Annotated in this window: 10 protein-coding genes; 3 read left to right on the top strand and 7 right to left on the bottom strand. The window is 71.3% G+C overall.

The annotated features are described in order from the left end of the window. Positions 1–3 precede the first annotated feature (3 nt). Positions 4–276 carry a hypothetical protein gene (locus tag ACIBJC_RS14540; protein WP_399291985.1) on the bottom strand — a complete coding sequence of 91 codons (273 nt, stop codon included), beginning with the start codon at positions 274–276 and terminating at the stop codon, positions 4–6. After that, positions 273–10,028 (bottom strand): LamG-like jellyroll fold domain-containing protein, encoded by a 9,756-nt coding sequence (locus ACIBJC_RS14535; RefSeq protein WP_399291983.1) that lies wholly within the window; start codon positions 10,026–10,028, stop codon positions 273–275. Before ACIBJC_RS14535 ends, ACIBJC_RS14540 begins: the two co-directional genes overlap by 4 nt. A gap of 204 nt (positions 10,029–10,232) precedes the next feature. Here ACIBJC_RS14535 and ACIBJC_RS14530 point away from each other — a divergent pair, with 204 nt between their 5' ends. After that, a complete protein-coding gene (locus ACIBJC_RS14530) occupies positions 10,233–12,245 on the top strand; it encodes a tachylectin-related carbohydrate-binding protein (protein WP_399291981.1) in 2,013 nt (670 codons plus the stop codon). Here ACIBJC_RS14530 and ACIBJC_RS14525 read toward each other — a convergent pair. Further along, entirely contained in the window at positions 12,208–12,681 is a 474-nt protein-coding gene (locus ACIBJC_RS14525; protein WP_399291980.1) for a GtrA family protein, read from the bottom strand. The genes ACIBJC_RS14530 and ACIBJC_RS14525 overlap by 38 nt on opposite strands. 225 nt (positions 12,682–12,906) lie before the next feature. On the opposite strand from ACIBJC_RS14525, the gene ACIBJC_RS14520 reads away from it, so the two are divergent. Beyond that, positions 12,907–13,824, top strand: a complete 918-nt coding sequence (locus ACIBJC_RS14520) for a class I SAM-dependent methyltransferase (protein ID WP_399291978.1) — start codon at positions 12,907–12,909, stop codon at positions 13,822–13,824. A 54-nt stretch (positions 13,825–13,878) separates the two neighbouring features. Here ACIBJC_RS14520 and ACIBJC_RS14515 read toward each other — a convergent pair whose 3' ends face one another. Both ACIBJC_RS14515 and ACIBJC_RS14510 read right to left on the bottom strand, forming a co-directional pair. Then, positions 13,879–14,685: an HNH endonuclease family protein gene (locus ACIBJC_RS14515; protein WP_399291976.1), complete on the bottom strand. Its 807-nt coding sequence runs from the start codon at positions 14,683–14,685 to the stop codon at positions 13,879–13,881. Between the two features lie 62 nt (positions 14,686–14,747). Further along, the gene (locus ACIBJC_RS14510; protein ID WP_399291974.1) at positions 14,748–15,971 is read right to left on the bottom strand and encodes an FAD-dependent monooxygenase; all 1,224 of its coding nucleotides are present in this window, start codon (positions 15,969–15,971) and stop codon (positions 14,748–14,750) included. Between the two features lie 121 nt (positions 15,972–16,092). Here ACIBJC_RS14510 and ACIBJC_RS14505 point away from each other — a divergent pair, with 121 nt between their 5' ends. Continuing rightward, positions 16,093–16,617: a MarR family winged helix-turn-helix transcriptional regulator gene (locus ACIBJC_RS14505; RefSeq protein ID WP_399291973.1), complete on the top strand. Its 525-nt coding sequence runs from the start codon at positions 16,093–16,095 to the stop codon at positions 16,615–16,617. Between the two features lie 55 nt (positions 16,618–16,672). Here ACIBJC_RS14505 and ACIBJC_RS14500 read toward each other — a convergent pair whose 3' ends face one another. Next, positions 16,673–17,617, bottom strand: coding sequence for an oxidoreductase (locus tag ACIBJC_RS14500; protein ID WP_399291971.1), 945 nt, complete (start codon positions 17,615–17,617; stop codon positions 16,673–16,675). Between the two features lie 184 nt (positions 17,618–17,801). After that, entirely contained in the window at positions 17,802–21,350 is a 3,549-nt protein-coding gene (mfd, locus tag ACIBJC_RS14495; RefSeq protein WP_399291969.1) for a transcription-repair coupling factor, read from the bottom strand. Between the last annotated feature and the right edge of the window lie 365 nt (positions 21,351–21,715).

Below are 21,715 nucleotides of genomic sequence, written 5' to 3'. Positions count from 1 at the left end.
GCGTCAGGGCGGGGAGGGCAGGCCCCCCGGCTCCCCCGCCCTCCTCGGCTCCAGGAACTCCTCCTCGAAGATCCTGAGGGAGGCCCGGAGAAGCGGAATCTCGATCTCCGGGCGGATGAAGGTCAGGCGGGCCGAGTGCGCGTCCACCCGGAACTCCAGGAGGAGGCTCCCCCGCACCCCGTCGGTCATCTCGACGACTTCCATCGCCTCGAAGTCGTCGTCACCCAGAATGATCAGCGCGGCGTAGTCACGCCCCTGAACCGAGAAACCTCTCACAACCACCCCTCGAACTGGATTCCGCCCCCGCGTCTGCTCCACCTGGCACCGCGTCCCGTGGCCGAATCGATGACGTCCAGGACCGACCCGCCGTAGTGGGCCGTCGAGGGTTCGACGGTTCTCGTCGCGGCCGGATTTCCGAGCAGCTCACCCAGGAGGTCCACGCCACCCCTGTTCAGCGCACCCTTGTTGGTGAGGCGGTTGGCACCACCGAGGAACGGAGCATACTTCGTGACATGTTCCGGCGTCCGCTTGACCGGATCGGTGTGCTTCTGCAGGGCCCTGCCCGCCTCCGTCATGTCGTACTCGTACTGGAATGCCTTCCCCTTCTTGGGGGGAATGGGGCGCAGGGCGGCGACGCTCAGGTCGAAGTCCGTGGCGTCGGCGAGGTCGGTGCAGTTGTGGACGAGTACCGGCTTGGCCCCCGCCAGTACGTAGTAGGTGTGCGCCCGGTCGACGCTCAGGTTGTAGACCGCCGCCTGCTGCGTCCACCCCTGGACCGCGTCGACCTGTACCCAGCTGCCGGCGCCGGTGCTGAGCCACTGGCCCGGCTTCAGTTCGCCGGCCTTCTGCCACTTCTTCAGGTCGGGCACCCAGAAGGAGTGGCCCTCCGTGGCCGTGATCGTGTCGGTGGCGTCGCCCTTGGCGCCGTCCGTGTCGACCGTGATCTCGACCAGCTTCTTCAGGCCCTTGCCCTCGATCGTCGCGGTGACCTCCTGCGCGGAAGTGCGGCCCGTCGTCGGGTCGGTGGCCCTGACCTCGTCGCCGGTCCCGACCTGCTCGATCGGTTTACGCGTCCCGTCGGCCATCACCACTTCCGTGCCCGGCAGGAAGCTGTTGCCGGCCAGGGCCGCCGCCGTCGTCGCGCAGGAGACGGCCGTCTCGGCCTTGTCCACCGCGTTCTCGACCCTTTCGAGCTTCTGGCCTGCCTTCGCGATGTCGTCCGCGTACTTCATCGCCTTCATGCCCATCCGGCCGGCCTTCGCCGCCCGGACCGCGCCCGCGCCGACGCCGCCCAGGGCCAGGCCGCCCACCGTGGCGACGGCCCAGGCGCAGGCCTCCATGTCGCCCTTGGTGACGCAGTTCTTGATGTCGTTGAAGCCGGTGACCTCGCCGACGACATTGCCGACCGTCTTCACCCCGTCCCAGACCGCGGGGGCGATGTCGATCGCGTAGTCGACGGCCGCAGACACGGTCTCGACGACGTTGCCCATCTGCTCGACCGCCGCGTCCCGGATCGCGTTCGTCACCTTGGCGACGTCCGCGATGACGTCACGGGTCGCCGAGACGATGATCGCCGGGAGGTTGGGATTGGCCGTGACGATCGCCGCGGCCACCGCCATCAGGGGTTTCGCCGCCGCGACGATGTCCGGGATCGGGTTGTGCCGGGCCACGTACGCCGCGGCCGACTTGGCCTTGCGGGTGATCGCCGCCCGGGCCGCGCGGTACTGGCGCTGGGCCTCGGCCGCTTTCTCCCTGAGCCATTCGCCGCTGCTCTTCGCCGCCGCGCTGATCTTGTTGCCGACCCATCGGGTCGCGCTCGCCACCGCGTTGACGACCGTCTTGAGCCCGGACTTCTGGTAGACCCAGCTCGCGGCGCGGCCCAGCGCCTTCGTGGCGATCTTCAGCGCGGAGAGCGGATGGCGCACGGTGTACACCGCGGCCTTCCACACCGTCCTGGCCGCCTTGGTCACCGTACGGACGGCCTTGCTGTTCTTGACCTTGTTGTAGACCTTCTTGCACCAGCCGCAGCTCGGCCAGTTGCCGTCCGGGTCCGTGAAGTCCAGCGGCGCGCCCGCCCCGTACGCGTACCGGTTGGCGAGGATCGACGCGCCCGCCGCGTACGTATAGGCGTCCCGTGAGTCGAAGGTGCCCGTGCCCGGGTCGTACCAGCGCGCGCCCATGTTGACCTGGTCGGTCTCCGGGTCGGTCCAGTCGCCCTGGAAGCCCGCGCTGCCGGGTGGTTCGGCCGCCGAGGTGGCGAGGGTCCGCCCGAACGGGTCGTACGCCGTCGAGGAGGCCAGGGACGCCGACGCGCCGTTCGTCGGGGACATGCCGCCGACCACATCGCCGTGCTGGTCGGTGACCGACAGCTGCGCCGGGCCGCCCTCGGCCACCGAGAGCAGTTCGTCCGCCGCGCCCCGGCCGTAGGTCGCCGAGTTGTCCTTCACCGGGTCGGGGGCGAAGCCCGCGTAGGTGAAGTCGTTGCCGTCGCGGGTGGCGACGCGGTCGAGCGCGTCGTAGGTGTACGCCGTCCCGGACTCGCCGCCCTTGGTCATGCGGTCGAAGGCGTCGAAGGTGAATTCTTCTGTCAGGCCGGAGCTGGTGCGGGAGGCAAGGGTGCCGCGCGCCGTGTAGTCGTAGGTGTAGTCGCCGTCGGTCAGGAGGCGGTTGCGTTCGTCGAAGCTTGCGGTCCTGGTTCCGTTCTCGACCCGGTTGCCGCTGTCGTCCCAGCCGTACTCGGTCGTCGTGCCGTCCGCCGTCCAGGACGTGAGGCGGCCCGCCTGGTCGTAGCCGTAGGTGTTCCTGCCCGCGTCGGCCGTGCCGGTGGTCGTCTTGCCGGTGAGGCGGTCGTCGTTGTCGTAGTCGTAGTCGGTGGACGCGACGGTCGCGCCGCCGCTGCTCTTCACCGTGTCGGTGTCGAGCCGGCCCAGATCGTCGTAGCTGTACGCGCGCGACTGGCCCGCGCCGTAGTCGACGCGGTCCACCGCGCCCGAGCCGTCGTAGCCGTAGCTCTGCTGCACCCCGGTCAGCGGGTCCTTGGCCGAGGCCAGTTGCTGCCGCGCGTAGGTGAAGGACGCGGTTCCCGCGGCGTCGGTACGGGCGGTCAGCAGGCCGTCGCTGTTGTACGTGTACGAGGCGTCGCCCGAGGGGCCGGTCGCCTTCAGCAGCAGGCCCCGGTCGTTGTACGCGTACGTGTTGTCGCCCTTGGCGGACGAGGCCGTGGTGAGCCGGCCCGCCGGGTCGTAGCCGTAGCGCTTCTCCGCCGTGGCCGCCTCCGCGCCCGCGCCGCTCTCGCGGAGCAGGTTCCCCGCCTTGTCGTACTCCCGCTCACGGGTGACGCCGCCGGGCGCGGTGACCCGTACGGCCTGGCCGGTCGCGTCGTACGCCGTCGTCCAGGTGCGGTCGGCGGGCGACGGGTCGCGCGCGGTCGACGGCTCCACGACGGATTCGGGCAGCCCGAGCGTGTTCACCGTGTAGAGGGTGCTGTTGCCGCGCCCGTCGGTGTAGCGGGTGCGGTTGCCGAGGGCGTCGTACCCGAAGGAGGTGGTGATCGATTTGGTGTCCGAGACCGGCTCGGTCTGGCTGCTCAGCCGGTCCAGCGCGTCATAGGCGTACGTCGTGCTGCGGCCCTGCGCGTCGGTCGCGCTGATCAGGTTGCCCGCCTGGTCGTAGCCGTATCCGACCTTGCGCAGCTCGCTGTGGGACGCGTCCAGGTCGGCGTCCCTGACCAGCTGGCCGAGCCCGTCGTACAGCTTCGACGAGGTCCGGCCCTCGCCGTCGCTGCGGCGCACCTCGCGCCCGGCGATGTCGTACCCGAACTGGGTGACCACCCCCGCCGGGTCCGTGAGCCGGGTGAGCTGGCCGATGCCGTCGTAGCCGAACTGGCCGACGCCGCCGCCCGGTGCGGTCTGCCGCACCACGTTGCCCGCGTCGTCGTACTCGTTGCGGGTGGTGAAGGAGCCGGGCTCCGGGGCGCGTTCGAGCTGGGTCGTGGTGACCGGCCGGTCCATGTCGTCGTACGTCGTCTCGGCGCGCGCCCCGTTCGGGTCGGTGACCGAGAGGACCTCGCCGGTGCGGGTGTACGTGTACGACCAGCGGGCCCGGTCGTCGCCGGGGCCGGAGCCGGTCGGTTCGTCCCGGGTCATGAGCCGGTTCTGCCGGTCGTAGGTGTAGCGGGTGATCCGGCCGAGCGGGTCGGTCGACCCGGTCACATTGCCCAGCGCGTCATAGGTGTTGGTGACGGTCGGGGTGACGGGCGTGCTGCTGCCGGGCGCCGTGTAGGCGGGCGCCGTGGTGGTGAGCAGCCGGCCGAGCCGGTCGTACGTGGAGCGGTTGGTGTTGCCGAGCGCGTCCACGGACTCGGTCGCCGCGCCGAAGGTGTCGTACCCGGTCCAGCTCGTGGGCCGGGTCCTGACGGGGGCCGAGCCGCCGGACTCCGTGGTGACCTCGGGCGCCTTGGTGGCCAGCGGCCGGCCCAGCTCGTCGTAGAGGAACTCCGTCGTGCGGCCGCCCGGGTCGGTCTGTGAGGTGGTCAGCCCGCGCTGGTCGTAGGTGTACTTCGTGGTGCGCGAGGCGGCGCCGTTCTCGACGGTCTCCTGGACGGCGTTGCCCGCGTCGTCGTACAGGTAGCTGACGGTCTCCGGGTTGACGCTCACCGGCCACGGCACGTTGGACGCGAGCCCCGAGGAGGCGGATACCTTCACGTTGCCCGCGAGGTCGTAGGTGAGGGTGGTGCGGCGGCCCACCCCGCTCGGGTCGGTGACCGTGGACTTCGTCCGGCCGACCGCGTCGTAGGTGTACTGCGTGACGAGCTTGCCGTTGCCCGCCGTCTCGGTGAGGACGTTGCCCGCGCCGTCGTAGGTGTTGGCCTCGACGACGACATCGCGCTTGGTGCCGTCGGGGTTGTGGAAGTCCTTGAGGGTGACGGACTTGATCAGGTCGTCGCCGTAGTAGTCGTAGGCGACGGTGCGGCCCATCGAGTCGGTGTTCCTGGCGACGCGTCCGGCCATGTCGTACGCGAACGACTCCAGGACGGTTTCGTCGTCGTCCCCGCCGTCGTCCTCCCAGTCACGCAGCCGGGTCTCCGCCGCCATGTTGCGCGCGGTGAAGAGGTAGTCGAAGTGGTTGCCGTTGGCGTCGACCATGGAGGTCCGGTTGCCGAGGACGTCGTAGGTGTACGAGGTCTCGCTGCCTTCGGCGTCGGTGACCGTCTCGGGCCGGCCCCGGTCGTCGAGGGCGAAGGTCATCACGCGGGTGGTGTCGCCGCCGAGCAGGTCGCCGACCTCGGTGCGCACCACGTTGCCGTCGGCGTCGTAGGCGGAGGTGGTCCGCTGCTGGTGCCTGCCGAGGGTGACGGCGTTGGTCGCGACGGGGTCGGTGACGGTGGTGGCCCGGGAGAGCTTGTCGTAGGTGAAGGTCGTGGTGACCCCGGCCGGCCGGGCGTCCGAGACGGTCGTCTCGGTGAGCTTGCGGCCCAGCGTGTCGTACGTGTACTTGGTGATCTGGCCGGAGGGCTCGGTCAGTTGCGCCAGGTCACCGCTCTTGAAGTACCGGTAGCGGGTGATCTTGCCGAGCGGGTCGGTGGTGGTCAGCGGCAGCCCGGTCGCCGTGTTGCCGCCGTCGACGGCCGGTTCGGCGCCGGTGGTGTACGTGTGGCGGACGGTGCCGCCGTCGGGCGCGGTCTGGCTGAGCAGCGCGCCCTTGTCGTTGTACTGGTACTGGGTGCGGTACGTGTTGTCCGTCGGGCCGCCGGAGCGGCCGTCACGGGTCTCGGACGGCTGGTCGGCCCGCAGGTCGAAGTCGCCGGACGCCACCGGGTAGGTGGTGTACGAGGTCTGGCAGTCGTCCTTGCTCCGGCAGGTCGTCCGGCGGACCACGTTGCCCCGGTCGTCGTACCCCAGGGCGACGCTGTCACCGTTCTCGTTGGTGATCCGCGTCTGGAATCCCTTGTCGTCGTAGCCGAACGTCCGGATGGCCACGCCGTCGGCGGGGTGCCGGATGAAGTCGGGTTCGCTGCCGCCGTCGCCGGGCGGGTTGGTGCAGAACGCCGGGTCGCCCGGGTCGGGCTCGGTGCAGATCTGCCCCGGCGGCTCCGGCGGATCGGTCCCGGACGGCGTGTCGGAGGCGCGGACACCGAGGGCCATCGGCTCGCCGTAGCGCAGCATCCGCGAGGTCAGACCGTCGTACTCGTAGAAGTACGGGGCGTCCAGCGGGTCGTGGACCTCGACGGTGCGCCGCAGCTCCCGGTCGTTGCCGAAGACCGCGGGGGTGCCGATCTTCCAGGTGCCGCCGTTGCGGTCGGTGTACTCCTCGACCCGGTCGCGGGAGGCGTCGTACTGGATCTCGGCGGCGGTCCGGCCGGACGGCAGGGTCGTCGAGGTCAGTGGTTCCGCCGCCCGTCCGCCCTCGCGGTAGTGGCCGGAGACGGCCGCCGCGCCCAGCGGGTGGTGGTAGACGGCGGCCTCGTCGATGCTCCCGGCGAAGGACTTGGCGGCGGTGGCGCCCCAGCCCGGCCAGGAGGCCGGGGAGGCGGGGCGGGCCGCGCCGATCTGGTTGTACGTCAGGTCGTTCTGGCTCAGCTGTCCGGTGAGGGTGCCGGAGAGCTTGCCGTCCAGGTAGAGGCTCTGGGTGGCGCCGGAGACGGAGAGCACCGCGTGGTGCCAGTTCCCGTCGTTGACGTTCTTGGTGATGTCGGTGATGGGCGCGGCGGTGCCGGTCCAGAACTGGCCGCGCAGCTTGCCGTCCGTACCGACGTAGAGCAGGGGCGCGCCGCTGGTCGGCGCGGTGCCCCACGCCTTGTTCTGGTAGCCGACGAGGGGGCCGCCGACACCCGACGCGATGGTCTTGAACCAGACCTCGACCGCCGCGTCCCGGCTCTTCTTGAGGGTGCCCGAGGGCAGGTCGACGCGGGAGGTGGTGCCGTTGAAGCCCGCGGCCGTGCCCGGGTCGCCGGCGATGCCGCCCGCCGCGCCGAGCGTGACGTCGGTGTAGGTGCCGCGGTCCTTGCCGAGGTTGACCTCGACGGCACTGTTCGCGGCGGTGCCCTCCGCCTCGCCGAGCCGCCAGTACGACTCCGGGCGGGCGTCGAGGACGGTGGTGCGGTAGTGGCTGCCGGTGCCGTAGCCGTACCGGGTGCAGCCGCCCGCCGGGTCGCAGGCGGTGTCCAGCCGGTCCCCGGTGTAGGTGTACGTCCAGCTCAGGGCCGCTCCGTCGACGGCGTTGGTGGCGACCTTGGTGACGTGGGCGCCGGTCCAGGTGAAGGTGAGGGAGCGGCCGGTGCGGGCGTTGACGGCCGTCGACAGCTTCCCGCCCGAGTAGGTGTAGGTGACGGCGGTGGAGAACGGGTCGGTGATCTTGACCAGGAGCCCGGCGGAGCTGAAGTCGTACACCGTGCCGGACTTGTCCTGGAGCCGGAACGTTCCGGCGGTGGCGTCCGTGGTCAGCTTGGCGAACCGGCCGGGCGGCGGCGCGAACGTACCGTCGGCGTTCCTGCCGAAGCGGACGTCCTGGCCGTCCGGGTAGCGCACGACGACGTTGCCCGTGCCGTCGCCGTCGGGGGTGAGCCGCATGTCGTACCGCGTCGACCAGCCCGCGCCGAAGGCGGCGTCGCGCCGCGGGTCCAGGCTGTTGTACGTCCGTACGAGCGTCAGGTCCGGGCCCGTCCCGGCCACGGAGGCGTCGACGGCGGCCGTGGTGAAGTTACCGGCGTTCGGGTCGAACTCCTTGCCCTGCGCCTCGGCGAGCCGCGAGGTGATCTCGGGCTGCGGCACGGCGGCGACCAGCGCGACCTGCGCGGTCGGCACCTCGTTCGACGCGTCCTTGACGAAGCCGCGCCACAGGTAGGTGGTGCCCCAGGTCAGCCGCCCGGCGGGCACGGTGTAGGCGGAGCCCGTCTGGTACGCGGAAGTGGTGCAGGCGGTCGGCTTGCCGTCCTTGTCGGCGGTGCAGATCTCGAACTTGTACTGGAGCGAGGAGCCGGGCGGCGCGTCCACGTCGACCCCGCTCGCCCAGAGTTGCGGGGTGAGGGTCTGCGCCTGGTAGCCGTTGGGCGGGAACTGTTCCTTCACCACCGGCGCGATGTCGAAGACCTGGAGGACGAGGCGGCCGGGCGCCACCTGCTCGTCGGTGAAGACCTTGCCGCCGGTGCGGACCATCGTGAAGTCGAGCATGTAGGTGCCGGGCGGCAGCGCCTTGATCGTCGCGTCGAAGGTGATGCGGCCGCCGTTGGCGACCTGGCCGGTGACATTGGCGGCGCGCTGCTGCGTGACGAGCTTGCCCTTGGAGTCGAAGGCCCGGTAGGCGAGGTAGTAGCCGCTCGCGGTCCAGGTCTCGGCGCCCTTGTTGGTGACGGTGACCTTGACCTTGCCCGCCTGGTTCTGGAGCACCGGCGGGTCGGGCACCGGCTTCGGGAAGGTGTACGTCGCGTTGTACGGGGAGTGCGTGACGAACAGCTTCGGCGGGTTGGCGGAGGCGTGCCCGGTGAACTTCTTGAAGCCGAGCGCGTCGGTGGCCGAGGCGCGCAGGGAAAGACCGTGGTTGGGCCGGCTGCCGTCCGCCCACCCCTGCACCAGGTCCCGGCCGCCCTTGCCGAGGTCGAACAGCTCACCGGCGGCGGGGCAGGCCGAGGAGGACGAGCCGAGCGGGATGTACCCGTACGCGAAGGACTTCGACGCCAGGGAGGCGCCCACCGAGGGGCCGGGGTAGGCGGTGCCGGTGCCGGTGCTCGCCGTCCACGCCTGGGTGACGGGGTGGACGGTGACGGGGCGCGGCTTGCAGGAGGCCGCGTCGTAGTTCACGACCTGGAGCTGGGCGCCGAAGATCTTGTGGTTCCTCAGCTCGGTGGTGAGCCCGGGGAAGCCGAGGTACGAGGCGGTGGCGCCGTCGGGGCCCTTGCCGACGCGCAGTTCGTTCGAGCCGACGACGGAGCCGCCGGGCGTGACGTACATGGAGGTGGTGGCGGTGTTCGTCTCGACGGACGGGTCGACCAGGACGGGGAAGACGCGCGCCGGGTCGGCCAGCCACGCCCGGTCGACGGAGACGCGCAGCGCCGTCGCGCCGCCGGCCCGCTCGACGAGTTCGTAGCGGACGGCGTGTGAGACGGCCCCGGCTCCGTCCTCCATGTATCCGGCGGGGATGACCGCCTTCGTACGTCTGTGCGTGTCGGCGAGGACGACGGAGCCGTCGTCGCCGGTGCGCGCGGTGAGGCCGGTCAGCTCCAGGGGGAAGACGAAGTCGGCGGGCGCGTCGGCGGAGCGCAGGACGAGGGTCTCCTTGACGCCGCCCGCCTGGGAGTCCAGCCAGAGGTCGGTGTCCGGGAGGACGTCGTCGTAGCCGACGCGGCCGTCGGCGGTCGGGGTGGTGGAGTCAGTGGTGGAGGCGGCGGGCCCGGCGCTGCCCTCCGCCGGGGCCGCGCCCTCCAGGCCGTACGCGAAGGACTCGCCGGAGGAAAGGGTGAGGGCCGCGAGGCGCCGGGCGTCGGCCCGGCCGGCGAGGCGTACCCGTAGGGAGTCGGCGGTGTTGGTCCAGCCGTCGGCCGCCTCGGTCAGCGTCGCGTCGATGGCCCGCCAGTCACCGTGGGAGTCCTGGTAGTTGACGGGGCTGGTGGAGAGTTCGGTGGTCTCGGTGCCGTCCGCGTTGGCGTACGTACGGGTGCGGGCGTCGCGCCCGGAGACGATCTCCTTGCTGGTCCTCCGGTCGAACCCGGTGACCTCGGGCGCGGGCGCCTCGGCGACGGAGGCGGTGTTGCGCCCCGGGGCGGGCCGGCTCATGGGCCGGGTGTCCAGGGGGTACTTGGCGCGCAGCGACTGCCCGGTGGTGCGGTTGGCGCCGTCCACGACGAGGTGGTCCCGGCCCTCGGCGCTGCCCCAGCGCTGCCCCGGCCCCTTCGCGGCGGGCAGCGGCTCGGGGAGGAGCGGGAAGCCCACGCCGGCCACGGTCAGCGTACCGACGGCGACGAAGCCGATCGCGGAGAGCGCGATCAGCTTGACCCAGCCGCCACCGAGCAGCCGGGCCATCAGGAACTTCCGCACATGTCTTCGGTACGCCGGCACGGGCCCCCCACTGAGCCGAGACGAAAAGATCCACCAGAGCAGAAGATCAACCAGAGCATGAGGAACCTGTGATGGACATGTCGAGAGCGGCACGAAAGGTTCATCAACTGGCCGCTTACGAGAGGCTGTTGTTCACGTGGGCGCTACCGCACCGTTCACCCGGCGACGCTTAGCGTCCAGCACATGACTCTCAATTCGCCCCGAAGATCCGGGCGTTGGACGACCCTCGCCATGGCGGCCGCCGTCGCACTGCCCCTGCTGGGCGCGGTGCCCGGCACGGCCCAGGCGGCCGTGGCGCTCACCTGCAACACCAGCGGCCCGACCTACGCGGTCGACACGGCCGGCAAACTGCTCCGCCAGGACATGCCGTCACCGGGCGTCGGCAACGCCCTGCCCACGGCCACCACCATCGACACCGGATGGTCCGGCTACGGCAGGATGCTGGCCGGTCCCGCGGGCGCGTTCTACGGGATCAAGGCGGACGGCATCTACTACAGCCACCGCATCAGCGCGACGGCCACCTGGGACGTGCACCACAAGAAGATCAGCACCAGCTTCAGCGAGTTCCGGTCCGGGACCAGGACCGACGACATCACCATGGACCGCGGCGGGAACCTCTGGACGTTCTCCCCCGACAGCGGCGGGCTGCGCTGGTGGCGCTACGACGCCGCCGCCGACGACTTCGCCGACGAGGGCGGCAAGATCGTCGACATGGGCTGGGACCGTTACGACGCGATCTACGCCGGTGACCGGGGTGTCGTGTTCGGCCGCGCCGCCGCCGACGGCAAGCTCTACCGGTCCCGCTACGACTACACCAGCCAGCGCTGGCTGGAGCGCCATGTCCTGGTGTCCGCCGCCAACTGGAGCGACACCAAGTTCATGAGCTCGTACGGTGGGGACACGCTGTTCCGGGTCAAGGGCAACGGCGAGGTCCGCTACTACCGCTACGACGAGACGACGAAGGACTTCCCCGTCTACAACAAGCTGGTGGAGAGCAGCGGCTGGGCGGCGTACACCTCGGTGTCCACGAACCCCGACTCCTGCCGGCTCGACTCCAACCACACGCCGCCGTCGCCGGCCCAGGCGCTGGAGCCGTACAGCCGGGGCTCCGCGATGCGCTCCTCCTCGGGCGCGCTGGAGTACGCGTACACCGACAACATCGGCCGACTGGTGCACGGCAGGCAGTCCGACCCGTCCGACTTCAACAGCGTCAAGTGGTCGACGGTCTCCGGCAACGAGGCCTTCACCGGGCAGCCGTCCCTCGCCTCGCACGCCGACGGCCGCGTCGTGCTGAGCGCGCACAACACCTCGGGCAGCGTCTGGCAGCTCAACCAGACTTCCGCGTCGTCCGCGGACTGGGGCAACTGGATCAACCTCGGCGGGGCGATGGCCCAGCACGCCGTCACCGGGACGACCCCGTCCGGGCTGCTCGTCCAGTTCGCGGCGGACGCGGACGGCAAGCCCTGGTACCGGATCCAGCAGCGCGCCAATGTCGACTTCATGGGGTGGATGCCGCTGGCCGGCTCGGGCTTCACGGGCCCGTTCACGGCTGCCACCGTACGGGACGGGATCCAGCTCTTCGGACGGAACGCCTCCGGTGTGCTGAGCACCGCGCTGTTCAAGGAGGCCGGCACACTCTCCGCGTGGAGCACGCTCGGCGCGCAGGGCGTCACCGGCACCCCGGCGGTCGTCGTCTACCCCGGCTACCGGCTGCGGGTCTTCGCCACCGACGGCAACGGGACGGTCGTCACGGCCGCCCAGTCCGCCGAGGGCGGCGCGTATGAGGCGTGGTCCCCGATCGACGGGGTCACCGCGAAGGGCTCGCCCACCGCGGTGATCAGCCCGACCAGCGGGGTGACCGAGGTCCTGGTGCTCGGTACGGACGGCACCGTCCACGAGACCGGCGAGACCAGCCAGGGCACGGGCGTCTGGCGGCCCTGGCAGCAGCCGAGCACCGAACAGGCGGCCACCGAGCCGACCGCGTTCACGTACACCGACGCGTCGGGGCCGACTTGGGCCTACCTGTTCCGTAACGCGGACAACCAGACCCGGGTCTACTCCCTGGACCTGCGCTTCTCGCGCAGCGCCAAGGCCGCGCCGGATGCCAAGGCCGGACCGGGCGCCGGGGCGACGGACGGCGCCTCGGGCGCGCCCGTCTTCACCGCCCGTTCCCTGCCGGCTCCGCCGGCGCCGTAGCGGCCGCCGGGGCCGTGGTCCCCGGGGCCGGAGCCCCGTGACCCGGTGTGCCTCCGCCGGGCGCCGGGTCGCGGGGCAGCATGATCGCCCGCGAGACCACGAAGGTGACGGGGACCGCTCCGGCCGCCGCGATCAGCGGGGCGTACCGGCTGCCGAGGTGCGCGAGGTCGACGAGCAGATAGACGCCGACGGTGGTGATGAGGAGGTTCGCCGCGTTGGTGAGCGGGAAGAGCAGGAACTTCCGCCAGGTCGGGCGGGTCCGGTAGGTGAACCAACTGTTCAGGAAGAACGAGCCGATCATGCTCAGCCCGGACGCGACGAGGTGCGAGGCGACGTACGGCAGCCGGGTCAGCAGGAGCAGATAGAAGGCGTAGTACGTGCCCGTGTTCGCCGCTCCCACGAGCGCGAATCGCACCATCTGGCTACGGACCGTCATCCGCGTACGGGCTCCTCCCCCCTGGCTACGGCAGACTGCGGCGGGGTGCCGCACCACCAGGAGTGTGACACAACGGGGTGGACCGCCCCCGTACATCACGGCACCCCGCCCACCGGTACCGACCGCCGTCACGCCCCCTACGCGTCGCCCGCGCGCCATCAACCCTTCACCCATTGAGCACGGCGGTGTGGTCCGCCGCGACCTGACGAGGCGTAGTTTCCGCGCATGTCCTCTCTGCTGAGCAACCGGCTGACGAAGCGGATCCTTCGTCCGGCCGCCGCCCTGGTCGACCGGCGCATCGGGCGATCCACCGGACCGCTGCGCTCCGACCTCGACACCCTCCGGCGCGAGATCACGGAACTGCGTGGTCAGAGTTACGCGTTCAGTCTGCTGTTCGACAAGACGGGCCGGAACGGTTCCCGGGTGCCGACCCCCGGCCAGATCGAGACCCTCGTACGCCAGATCGCCCAGGTGACCGGCGAGAGCCCCACGCACGCGCGCCGTAACGTCACCGTCGCCTTCCGCCAGGTGATCGCCCTGGAGACGCTGGCCCTCGGCCGGCTCGCCGGGTCCACGTCGAACGTGTGCGGCAAGCTCGCCACGGTGCCGCTGCTCGACCCGCCGAACCGGGACGTCCTGGAGATCGGCACGCTGTACGGCCTGTTCTCGGCCTCGCTGGCGCGGATGCTGCACCGCGCGGGTACGGAACCCCGGCTGACGATCGTGGACCCGCTGGCGGGCAGCCAGCTCCAGCCGGGCACGAAGCAGGCGGCCGATCCGACCGGCACCCCGGTACGGATGGACGTCGTACGCGCCAACCTCGCGCTGGGCGGCAGGCCGGGCGCCGAAGCCCGGGTCCAGCAGGGCTTCTCGGGCGATCCCGAGGTCCGGGAGGCGGTCTCCGACCGCAAGTACGGCGTGATCATCGTGGACGGCGACCACTCCGCGGAGGGCGTCCTCGCCGACCTGGAGTGGGCCGAGGAGATCGTGGCGCCCGGCGGGATCGTCGTCCTGGACGACTACGGCGACGCCCACTGGCAGGGTGTCCAGCAGGCCACCGAGAAGCACCTGGCGGGCGGCGACTCACGGCTGGAGATGCTGGGACAGGTCTCCACGTCGGCCTTCCTCCGGGCCCGCGCCTGACCGGACCCCGTCGTCACGACCGCTGTCCGCTGTCCCTTGTCGTGCGTACGGACGTCAGCCGCCGCACTGGGCCAGCATCGTCTTCTTGTCCGCCGTGGTCACCGGCAGTTCGTACTTGAGCGCGACCTGCGCGAACCGTACGGCGTACGAGCAGCGAATCCCCTTGCTCGGCGGCAGCCAGGACGCCGGGCCCGAGTCGCTCTTGGAGCCGTTGGTCGGGCCGTCCACGGGAACGAGGTTGAGCGGGTCGTTGGCGAGCTGCTTCCGCTTGGCCTCGTCCCACCGGGACGCGCCCATCTGCCAGCTGTAGGAGAGCGGTATCACATGGTCTATCTGGACCTTGGCCGCCGCCTCCTTGCGCCAGTCGATCTCCTTGCCCGTGTACGGGTCGTTCAGGTTCATGGAGATGACGACGCAGTCGGATCCCGAGCGGTACGTGAGGTCTTTCCCGTCCCTGGCGAGCAGGTCGTTCCTGGTGTCGCAGCCGTTCCTGGCGAGCGGCACGCCGTCCGCCGTGTCCATCCAGGCATAGCCGAACTTCTTCCGGTCGTAGCCCGTCCTGGGCCCCCGGCCCTTGGTGGTCACCTGCTCGACGATCTTCAGCCCGGCCTTCTTGTCGGCGTCGGACGCCAGCGGCGCCAGCCCCGGCTTCGTACCGTCGCCGTTGTCGAGCGGGCTGACGCCGAACGTACCGGCGTCGGCGCCGCCGCCACCGCCGCCGGTCGTGCTTCCCGTCGCCGACTGCGAGGGCTTGGCGTCGGGTCCCGACGGTTCCGCGCACCCCGCCAGCACCAGGGCGGAGAGGGCGAGGGCCCCTCCGCGACGACAGGTCCGCGCTATGTGTTCCCCAACTCTGCTCACCTGGGCACTTTAACGTCACCCAGGGGTCAGGACCGCCCCCCACGTGCGCATATGACGGAGCGTCAGTTCCGCTGGGGGAGGCCGGGGGCGTACGGGCGGGTGGTGGGACCGTAGTCCGGCAGGACGAGCGCGGTGTTGGCGTCGCGGCCGAGCTCACCGGAGGGAAGGCGGGCGGGGGCGCGCAGCGCCTCGTTGCGCGCGTCGAGCTGTTCCTGGGTGCGGGGCGCGACCATGGCCCCGCCCGCCGTGGCGAGCGCCTGGTTCAGCTCCACGAACGCGCGGGTCTTCTTCTCGTAGGCGGTGAAGGCGGCGGTGTGGTCGGCGTGGGTGGCCAGTTCGCCGGCCAGGACGTAGGCGCCGACCAGGGAGACGCTCGACCCCTGGCCCGACATGAACGAGGTCGCGTGGGCGGCGTCCCCGACGAGGGCGACACGGCCGGCGGACCAGGCGGGCATATGGATCTGGCTGACGACGTCGAAGAACAGGTCGTCGGCGTCGCGCATGGCCGCCACCATCCGGGGGATCTCCCAGCGCGTGTCGGTGAACATCGAGGCCACCAGGTCGCGCTGCGCCCGCGGGTCACGAAAGGCGCTGAAGGGCGGCTCGTCCCGGGCGAAGGTCAGGAAGCCGTGCACCGGCTTGCCGGGGGTGGGGGCGTACAGGGTCGCGGCCCTGCCCGGGACGTTCCACGTGACCCCTTCGTGTTCGAGGCCCAGGTCGTTGGGGAGCGTGAAGCCGGCGAAGCAGTAGCCGAGGTAGCGGTGGAACCGCTCTTCGGGGCCGAAGACCAGCCCGCGGGTGTGGGAGTGCAGTCCGTCGGCGCCGATCACCAGGTCGAAGACGCGCCGGGCCCCGCTGTCGAAGGTGACCTCCACACGGTCCGCGTGCTCCTGGAGGGCGGCTATCGAGTCGTTGAACAGGAACTCGGCCCGCTCGCCGACCACGCCGTAGAGGCTGTCGGCGAGGTCCCCCCGGCGCACTTCGAGATCCAGACCCTCCGCGCCACCGGTGACGGCCTCGGGGCGGAGGGTGGTCAGCACGGCCCCGTCGGGGTCGACGAAGGTCAGCCTGCGGGTGTCCACGTGGGCCTCCCGGAGCCGTGGCAGCAGCCCCATGCGCTCGACGACGTCGCGCGCGGTGCCCCGGATGTCGACGGGGTATCCGCCACCCCGGAGGGCGGGGGCCTTCTCGACCACGGTGACTTCGAAGCCGTGGCGGACCAGCCAGTAGGCGAGGGCCGGACCGGCGATACTGGCGCCGGAGATGAGGATCGTACGGTGGTTCATCAGAGGGCCTCCCGCGATAGATACTTACTGTAGGTATGTTTACTGCGCACAGGGTGCACCTGCGCGCGCCGCCGACCACTACACTGTAGATACTTTTATTAAGTATGTAAATGGAGCTGTGATGAGCACGCCACCGCCGGACGACCGCGACGACCGCAGCACCCCCGGCGACGGCGACGACATCCTGGCCGTGATGCCCCGTCTCGCGCAGCTCAGCAACGCCATCACCCGCGGCCGACTGGTCGAGCACGCGATCGAGACCGCCGGGATCACCCTGGACCGGCCCGCTCTCTCCATGCTCGTCGCCCTGCACCTGGCCGACAAGCCGCTGCGGATCAGCCAGATCGCGGAGAAGATGCAGGTGGTCCAGCCCCATGTGACCCGCCAGGTCCAGCAGTTGGAACGCCGGGGCCTGGTGCACCGCATCGGCGACCCCAACGACCGGCGCGTCAGCCTGATCGAGCCGACGGCCAAGGGGGCGACGGCCGCGGACCGTTACGCGCGCACCCTCATCGGCTGGTTCACCGGAGCCGTCGCCCACTGGCCCGAGCAGGACCGCCAGGACCTCGGCCGGCTGCTGTCACGCTTCGCCGACGATGTGACGACCCACCTGTCGACCCTCGACGACGCGCCACCGTCCGACTGAAGCCCGACCCCTGTCCGGCCGCCGTCCGACCGCCGTCCGACTGAGGCGCGTCGGGTCAGGACGCCTCGCCCTCGCCCTCGCCCTCGCTCTCCCCTCCCCGGTGCACCGCTTCCAGCCGGGCCAGCTCCTCGTCCGTGAACCGCAGCGCGCCCGCCGCCACGTTGGCCGTCAGGTGGTCCGGGTTTCCGGTGCCCGGGATGGCCAGGACATGGGGGCCGCGGGACAGGGACCACGCGAGGCGGATCTGCTGGGGCGAGGCGTCGTGCGCCCGCGCCACGGCGAGGAGTTCGGCGCTCTCCCCCGCACCCGCGCCCGCGCCCGCCTCGCGCCCCTGCCCCGCGATCGCGAAGAACGGCACGAACGCGATGCCCTGCTCACCGCAGAGGCGCAGGAGCGCGTCGCCGTCCGGGGCGCCGATGCCGTACGCGTTCTGCACACAGACCACCGGCGCGATGGCCCGCGCCTCGGCGAGCTGTTCCGCTGTCACGTTGGAGACCCCGAGGTGGCGGATGAGCCCGGCGTCCCGCAACTCGGCCAGCGTGCCGAAGAGTTCCGCGATCGAGCGGTCTCCGCCCATGCGCAGGTTCACCACGTCGAGATGGTCCCGGCCGAGCTGCCGTATGTTCTCCTCGACCTGGCCGCGCAGCTCTCTCGGCGTGTCGGCCCACACCCACTCTCCGGTGTGGTCCCGCCCTGGCCCCACCTTGGTCGTGATGACCAGGTCCTCGGGGTACGGCGCGAGCGCCCGGTTGATCAGCTCGTTCGCGGAGCGCAGCGGCGAGAAGTAGAACGCGGCCGTGTCGATGTGGTTCACGCCCAGCTCCACCGCACGGCGCAGCACGCCGATCGCCCGGGTGCGGTCGCTCGGGGTGGTGTCGGCCCCGAACGCCGCGCCGTGCTGCGGCAGGCGCATCGCGCCGAACCCCATCCGGTTGACGGTCAGGTCGCCGAGCCGCCACGTACCCGCGTCGGACGCGGTGATCTTCTCCGAAGTGGTCATGGACGGAGTCTGCCACCGGTGGCCACCCGCCCGCCGGGCCTGTGGACAACTCCGGCGGCCGGGCCCCTCCCGCGGACCGGCCGGGCCCCTCCCGGAGGCCGGCGGGGCTCCGCGGCCGGTCTCGGCCGGGCCCCGCGACCCGTCTCGGCCCAGGATCCCTCGGCCCAGGATCGTCGTAGCGGCCTCAGCCCAGGATCGTCGTCAGGAACTCCCCCGTCCACGCCAGCAACTCCCGCCCCACCGTCGGCTTTCCACCGATCTTGCCCGTCGTCGGGCGCGGCACCAGGATCTGGTGAGCGGCCGGCTTGATGACCGTACGGGGGTGCAGCCGCTTCAGGCGCAGCTCCTGCGACTCCCTCAACTCCACCGGCGCGAAGCGGATGTTGGATCCCTGGAGCACGATCTCACCCACCCCGCACGCCCGAGCCAGCATCCGCAGGCCCGCCACCAGCAGCAGGTTCTCCACCGGCTCCGGGAGCTTGCCGTAACGGTCGGTGAGCTCCTCCCGTACGGCGGCGATGTCTGCCTCCGTGTTCGCGGAGGCGATCGCGCGGTACGCCTGGAGGCGCAGCCGCTCGCCCGGGGCGTAGTCGTGCGGAACGTGCGCGTCCACCGGGAGTTCGATCTTGACCTCCAGCGGGGCCTCCTCCTGCTCCCCGCCGTCCAGCGCCGCCCGGTAGTCCGCGACCGCCTCGCCCACCATGCGTACGTACAGGTCGAAGCCGACGCCCGCGATGTGGCCCGACTGCTCGCCGCCCAGCAGGTTGCCCGCGCCGCGGATCTCCAGGTCCTTCATCGCCACGTACATGCCCGCGCCCATCTCCGTGTGCTGGGCGATGGTCGCCAGCCGCTCGTGCGCGGTCTCCGTGAGCGGCTTCTCCGGCGGGTAGAGGAAGTACGAGTAGCCGCGCTCGCGCCCGCGCCCGACCCGGCCGCGGAGCTGGTGGAGCTGGGAGAGGCCGAAGTTGTCGCCGCGCTCCACGATCAGGGTGTTGGCGTTCGAGATGTCGATGCCGGACTCGACGATCGTCGTGGAGACCAGCACGTCGAACTTCTTCTCCCAGAAGTCGACCACGACCTTCTCCAGCGCGGCCTCGCCCATCTGTCCGTGCGCCGTCGCGATCCGCGCCTCGGGGACGATCTCGCGCAGCTTCGCCGCCGCGCGGTCGATCGACTCGACCCGGTTGTGGATGTAGAAGACCTGGCCCTCGCGGAGCAGCTCGCGCCGTACGGCCGCGCCGATCTGCTTCTGTTCGTACGGTCCGACGAACGTGAGCACCGGATGCCGCTCCTCCGGCGGCGTGGTGATCGTCGACATCTCGCGGATGCCGGTGACCGCCATCTCCAGCGTGCGGGGGATGGGCGTCGCGGACATGGTCAGCACGTCGACGTTGGCGCGGAGCTTCTTGAGCTGCTCCTTGTGCTCCACGCCGAAGCGCTGCTCCTCGTCCACGATGACCAGGCCCAGGTCCTTGAACTTGGTTTCGGAGGAGAACAGCCGGTGCGTACCGATGACGATGTCGACGGCGCCCTCCCGCAGCCCCTGGAGCGTCGCCTTCGCCTCCGCGTCCGACTGGAAGCGCGAGAGCGCCTTCACGGAGACGGGGAACTGCGCGTACCGCTCGGAGAACGTCCCGAAGTGCTGCTGCACCAGCAGCGTCGTGGGGACGAGGACCGCGACCTGCTTGCCGTCCTGGACCGCCTTGAAGGCCGCCCGTACGGCGATCTCCGTCTTGCCGTAGCCGACGTCGCCGCAGATCAGCCGGTCCATCGGGACCGTCTTCTCCATGTCCTCCTTGACCTCGGCGATGGTGGAGAGCTGGTCGGGCGTCTCCACGTACGGGAAGGCGTCCTCCAGCTCGCGCTGCCAGGGGGTGTCGGGGCCGAAGGCGTGCCCGGGGGCGGCCATCCGCGCCGAGTAGAGCTTGATCAGGTCGGCGGCGATCTCCTTGACGGCCTTCTTGGCGCGCGCCTTGGTCTTCGTCCAGTCCGCGCCGCCGAGGCGGTGCAGGGTCGGGGCCTCGCCGCCGACGTACTTGGTGACCTGTTCCAACTGGTCGGTCGGGATGTAGAGCCGGTCGCCTGGCTGGCCGCGCTTGGCCGGCGCGTACTCCACCAGCAGGTACTCGCGGGTCGCGCCCTGCACCGTACGCTGCACCATCTCCACGTACCGGCCCACGCCGTGCTGCTCGTGGACGATGTAGTCGCCCGGCTCCAGGGTCAGCGGATCGATGGTCTTGCGGCGCTTGGCGGGCATCCGGGCGCCGTCCTTGCCGGCCGCCTTCTGCCCGGACAGGTCGGTCTCGGTGAGGACGGCGAGCTTGAGCGCCGGGTCGACGAAGCCGTGGTCCATCGAGCCGCACGCCACATGGACGACGGCCGGGACGATCTCGGCGAGCCCGCCCGCGGTGCGCGCGCCCGGGGTGTCGAGCCGCGCGGCGATGCCCTCGCCGCCCAGGACCTCGACCGTACGGGAGGCCGTGCCGTGCCCCTCGGTGACGAAGACGGTCCGCCAGCCGTCCGCCAGCCAGCCCTTGGTGTCGGCGAGGGCGCGGGCGGTGTCGCCCCGGTACGACTCGGGGGCGTGCATGCCGAGCGTGATGGCCTCGTCGCCCAGCTCCTCGTCGACCGCGAAGGGGGAGACGGACCACCACATCATGCCCAGCTCGCGGGCATGGTCCCGGACGTCCGCGACGGACCACAGGGAGGCCGCGCCGACGTCGATGGGCGCCTCGCCACCGCCCGCGCCGGCCGCCCAGGACGCCGCCAGGAACTCCTGGCTGGTCGCGACGAGGTCGGCGGCCCTGGTCCGGACCCGCTCGGGGTCGCAGACCAGCGCCATGGAGCCCTTGGGGAGGACGTCGAGCAGCAGCTCCATGTCGTCCACCAGGACCGGAGCGAGGGATTCCATGCCTTCGACGGCGATCCCCTCGGCGATCCTGCCCAGCAGGTCGCCCAGCTCGGGGTGGTCCTCGGCGAGCGCGGCGGCCCGTTCCCGTACCTCCGGAGTGAGCAGCAGCTCACGGCAGGGCGGCGCCCACAGCCCGTGCTCGGCGACCTCCAGGGAGCGCTGGTCGGCGACCTTGAAGTAACGGATCTCCTCGATGTCGTCGCCCCAGAACTCCACCCGGAGGGGGTGCTCCTCGGTGGGCGGGAAGACGTCCAGGATGCCGCCGCGCACGGCGAACTCGCCGCGCTTCTCGACCAGCTCGACCCGCGCGTACGCGGCGGCGGCCAGCGCCTCGGTCACCTCGCCCAGATCGGCGCTCTCCCCGCTGCGCAGAGCGACGGGCACCAGCTCGCCGAGCCCCTTGACCTGCGGCTGGAGCACGGACCGTACCGGCGAGACCACGACGCTGACCGGCCCGGCCGACGGATCGTCCGCCACCGGGTGCGCGAGCCGGCGCAGCACGGCGAGCCGCCGGCCCACGGTGTCCGAACGCGGCGAGAGCCGCTCGTGCGGCAGCGTCTCCCAGGACGGGTACTCCACGACGGTGTCCGGATCGAGCAGCGACCGCAGGGCGGCGGCCAGATCCTCCGCCTCCCGCCCGGTGGCGGTCACGGCCAGCACGGTCCGCCCCGCCTCCCGCGCCAGCGCGGCGACGGCGAAGGGCCGGGCGGCGGGCGGCCCGACCAGATCGACATGCGTGCGGTGACCGTCGGTGGCGGCCTTCACCGCTTCGGCGAGCGCCGGGTCCTTGATGACGGCGTCGAGCAGACCGTGCAGGCTCATGAAGGGGGTTTCCGTCCAGATCCGGTGAGGTGTGGTGGGGCGTGAGGACAAGCGGTGGGGCGTGAGGGACAAGCGGTGGCTCGTGAGGGGGCGTGAGGGACAACGCGAAGGGCCCGACACGTCGCACGGGCCGGGGTTCTCCAGCGTACGACGCCGGTACGACAGTGGCGGCCGGAGCGGGGGTACGGGGCCGGAGGGGGCGGGGCGATGGCTGTTTCCCGGCGGTGCGGGGGCGGGGGGCGGTGGGAGTGGGGGCGCTCAACAGTGCCCCTTTGTCGTGACGTTGTGCATACGGAAGACTGCGTGGCGTCATGCTGGTGCGGGAGGCTTCTGGACAGAGAGCCGCCCCCTAAGAAGTAAGGACA

Origin of the sequence: Streptomyces sp. NPDC050509 (assembly GCF_044457965.1) — a bacterium.
GTDB lineage: Bacteria > Actinomycetota > Actinomycetes > Streptomycetales > Streptomycetaceae > Streptomyces.
The sequence above is the reverse complement of the archived record's forward strand: the minus strand, read 5'-3'. Positions and strand labels throughout refer to the sequence as shown.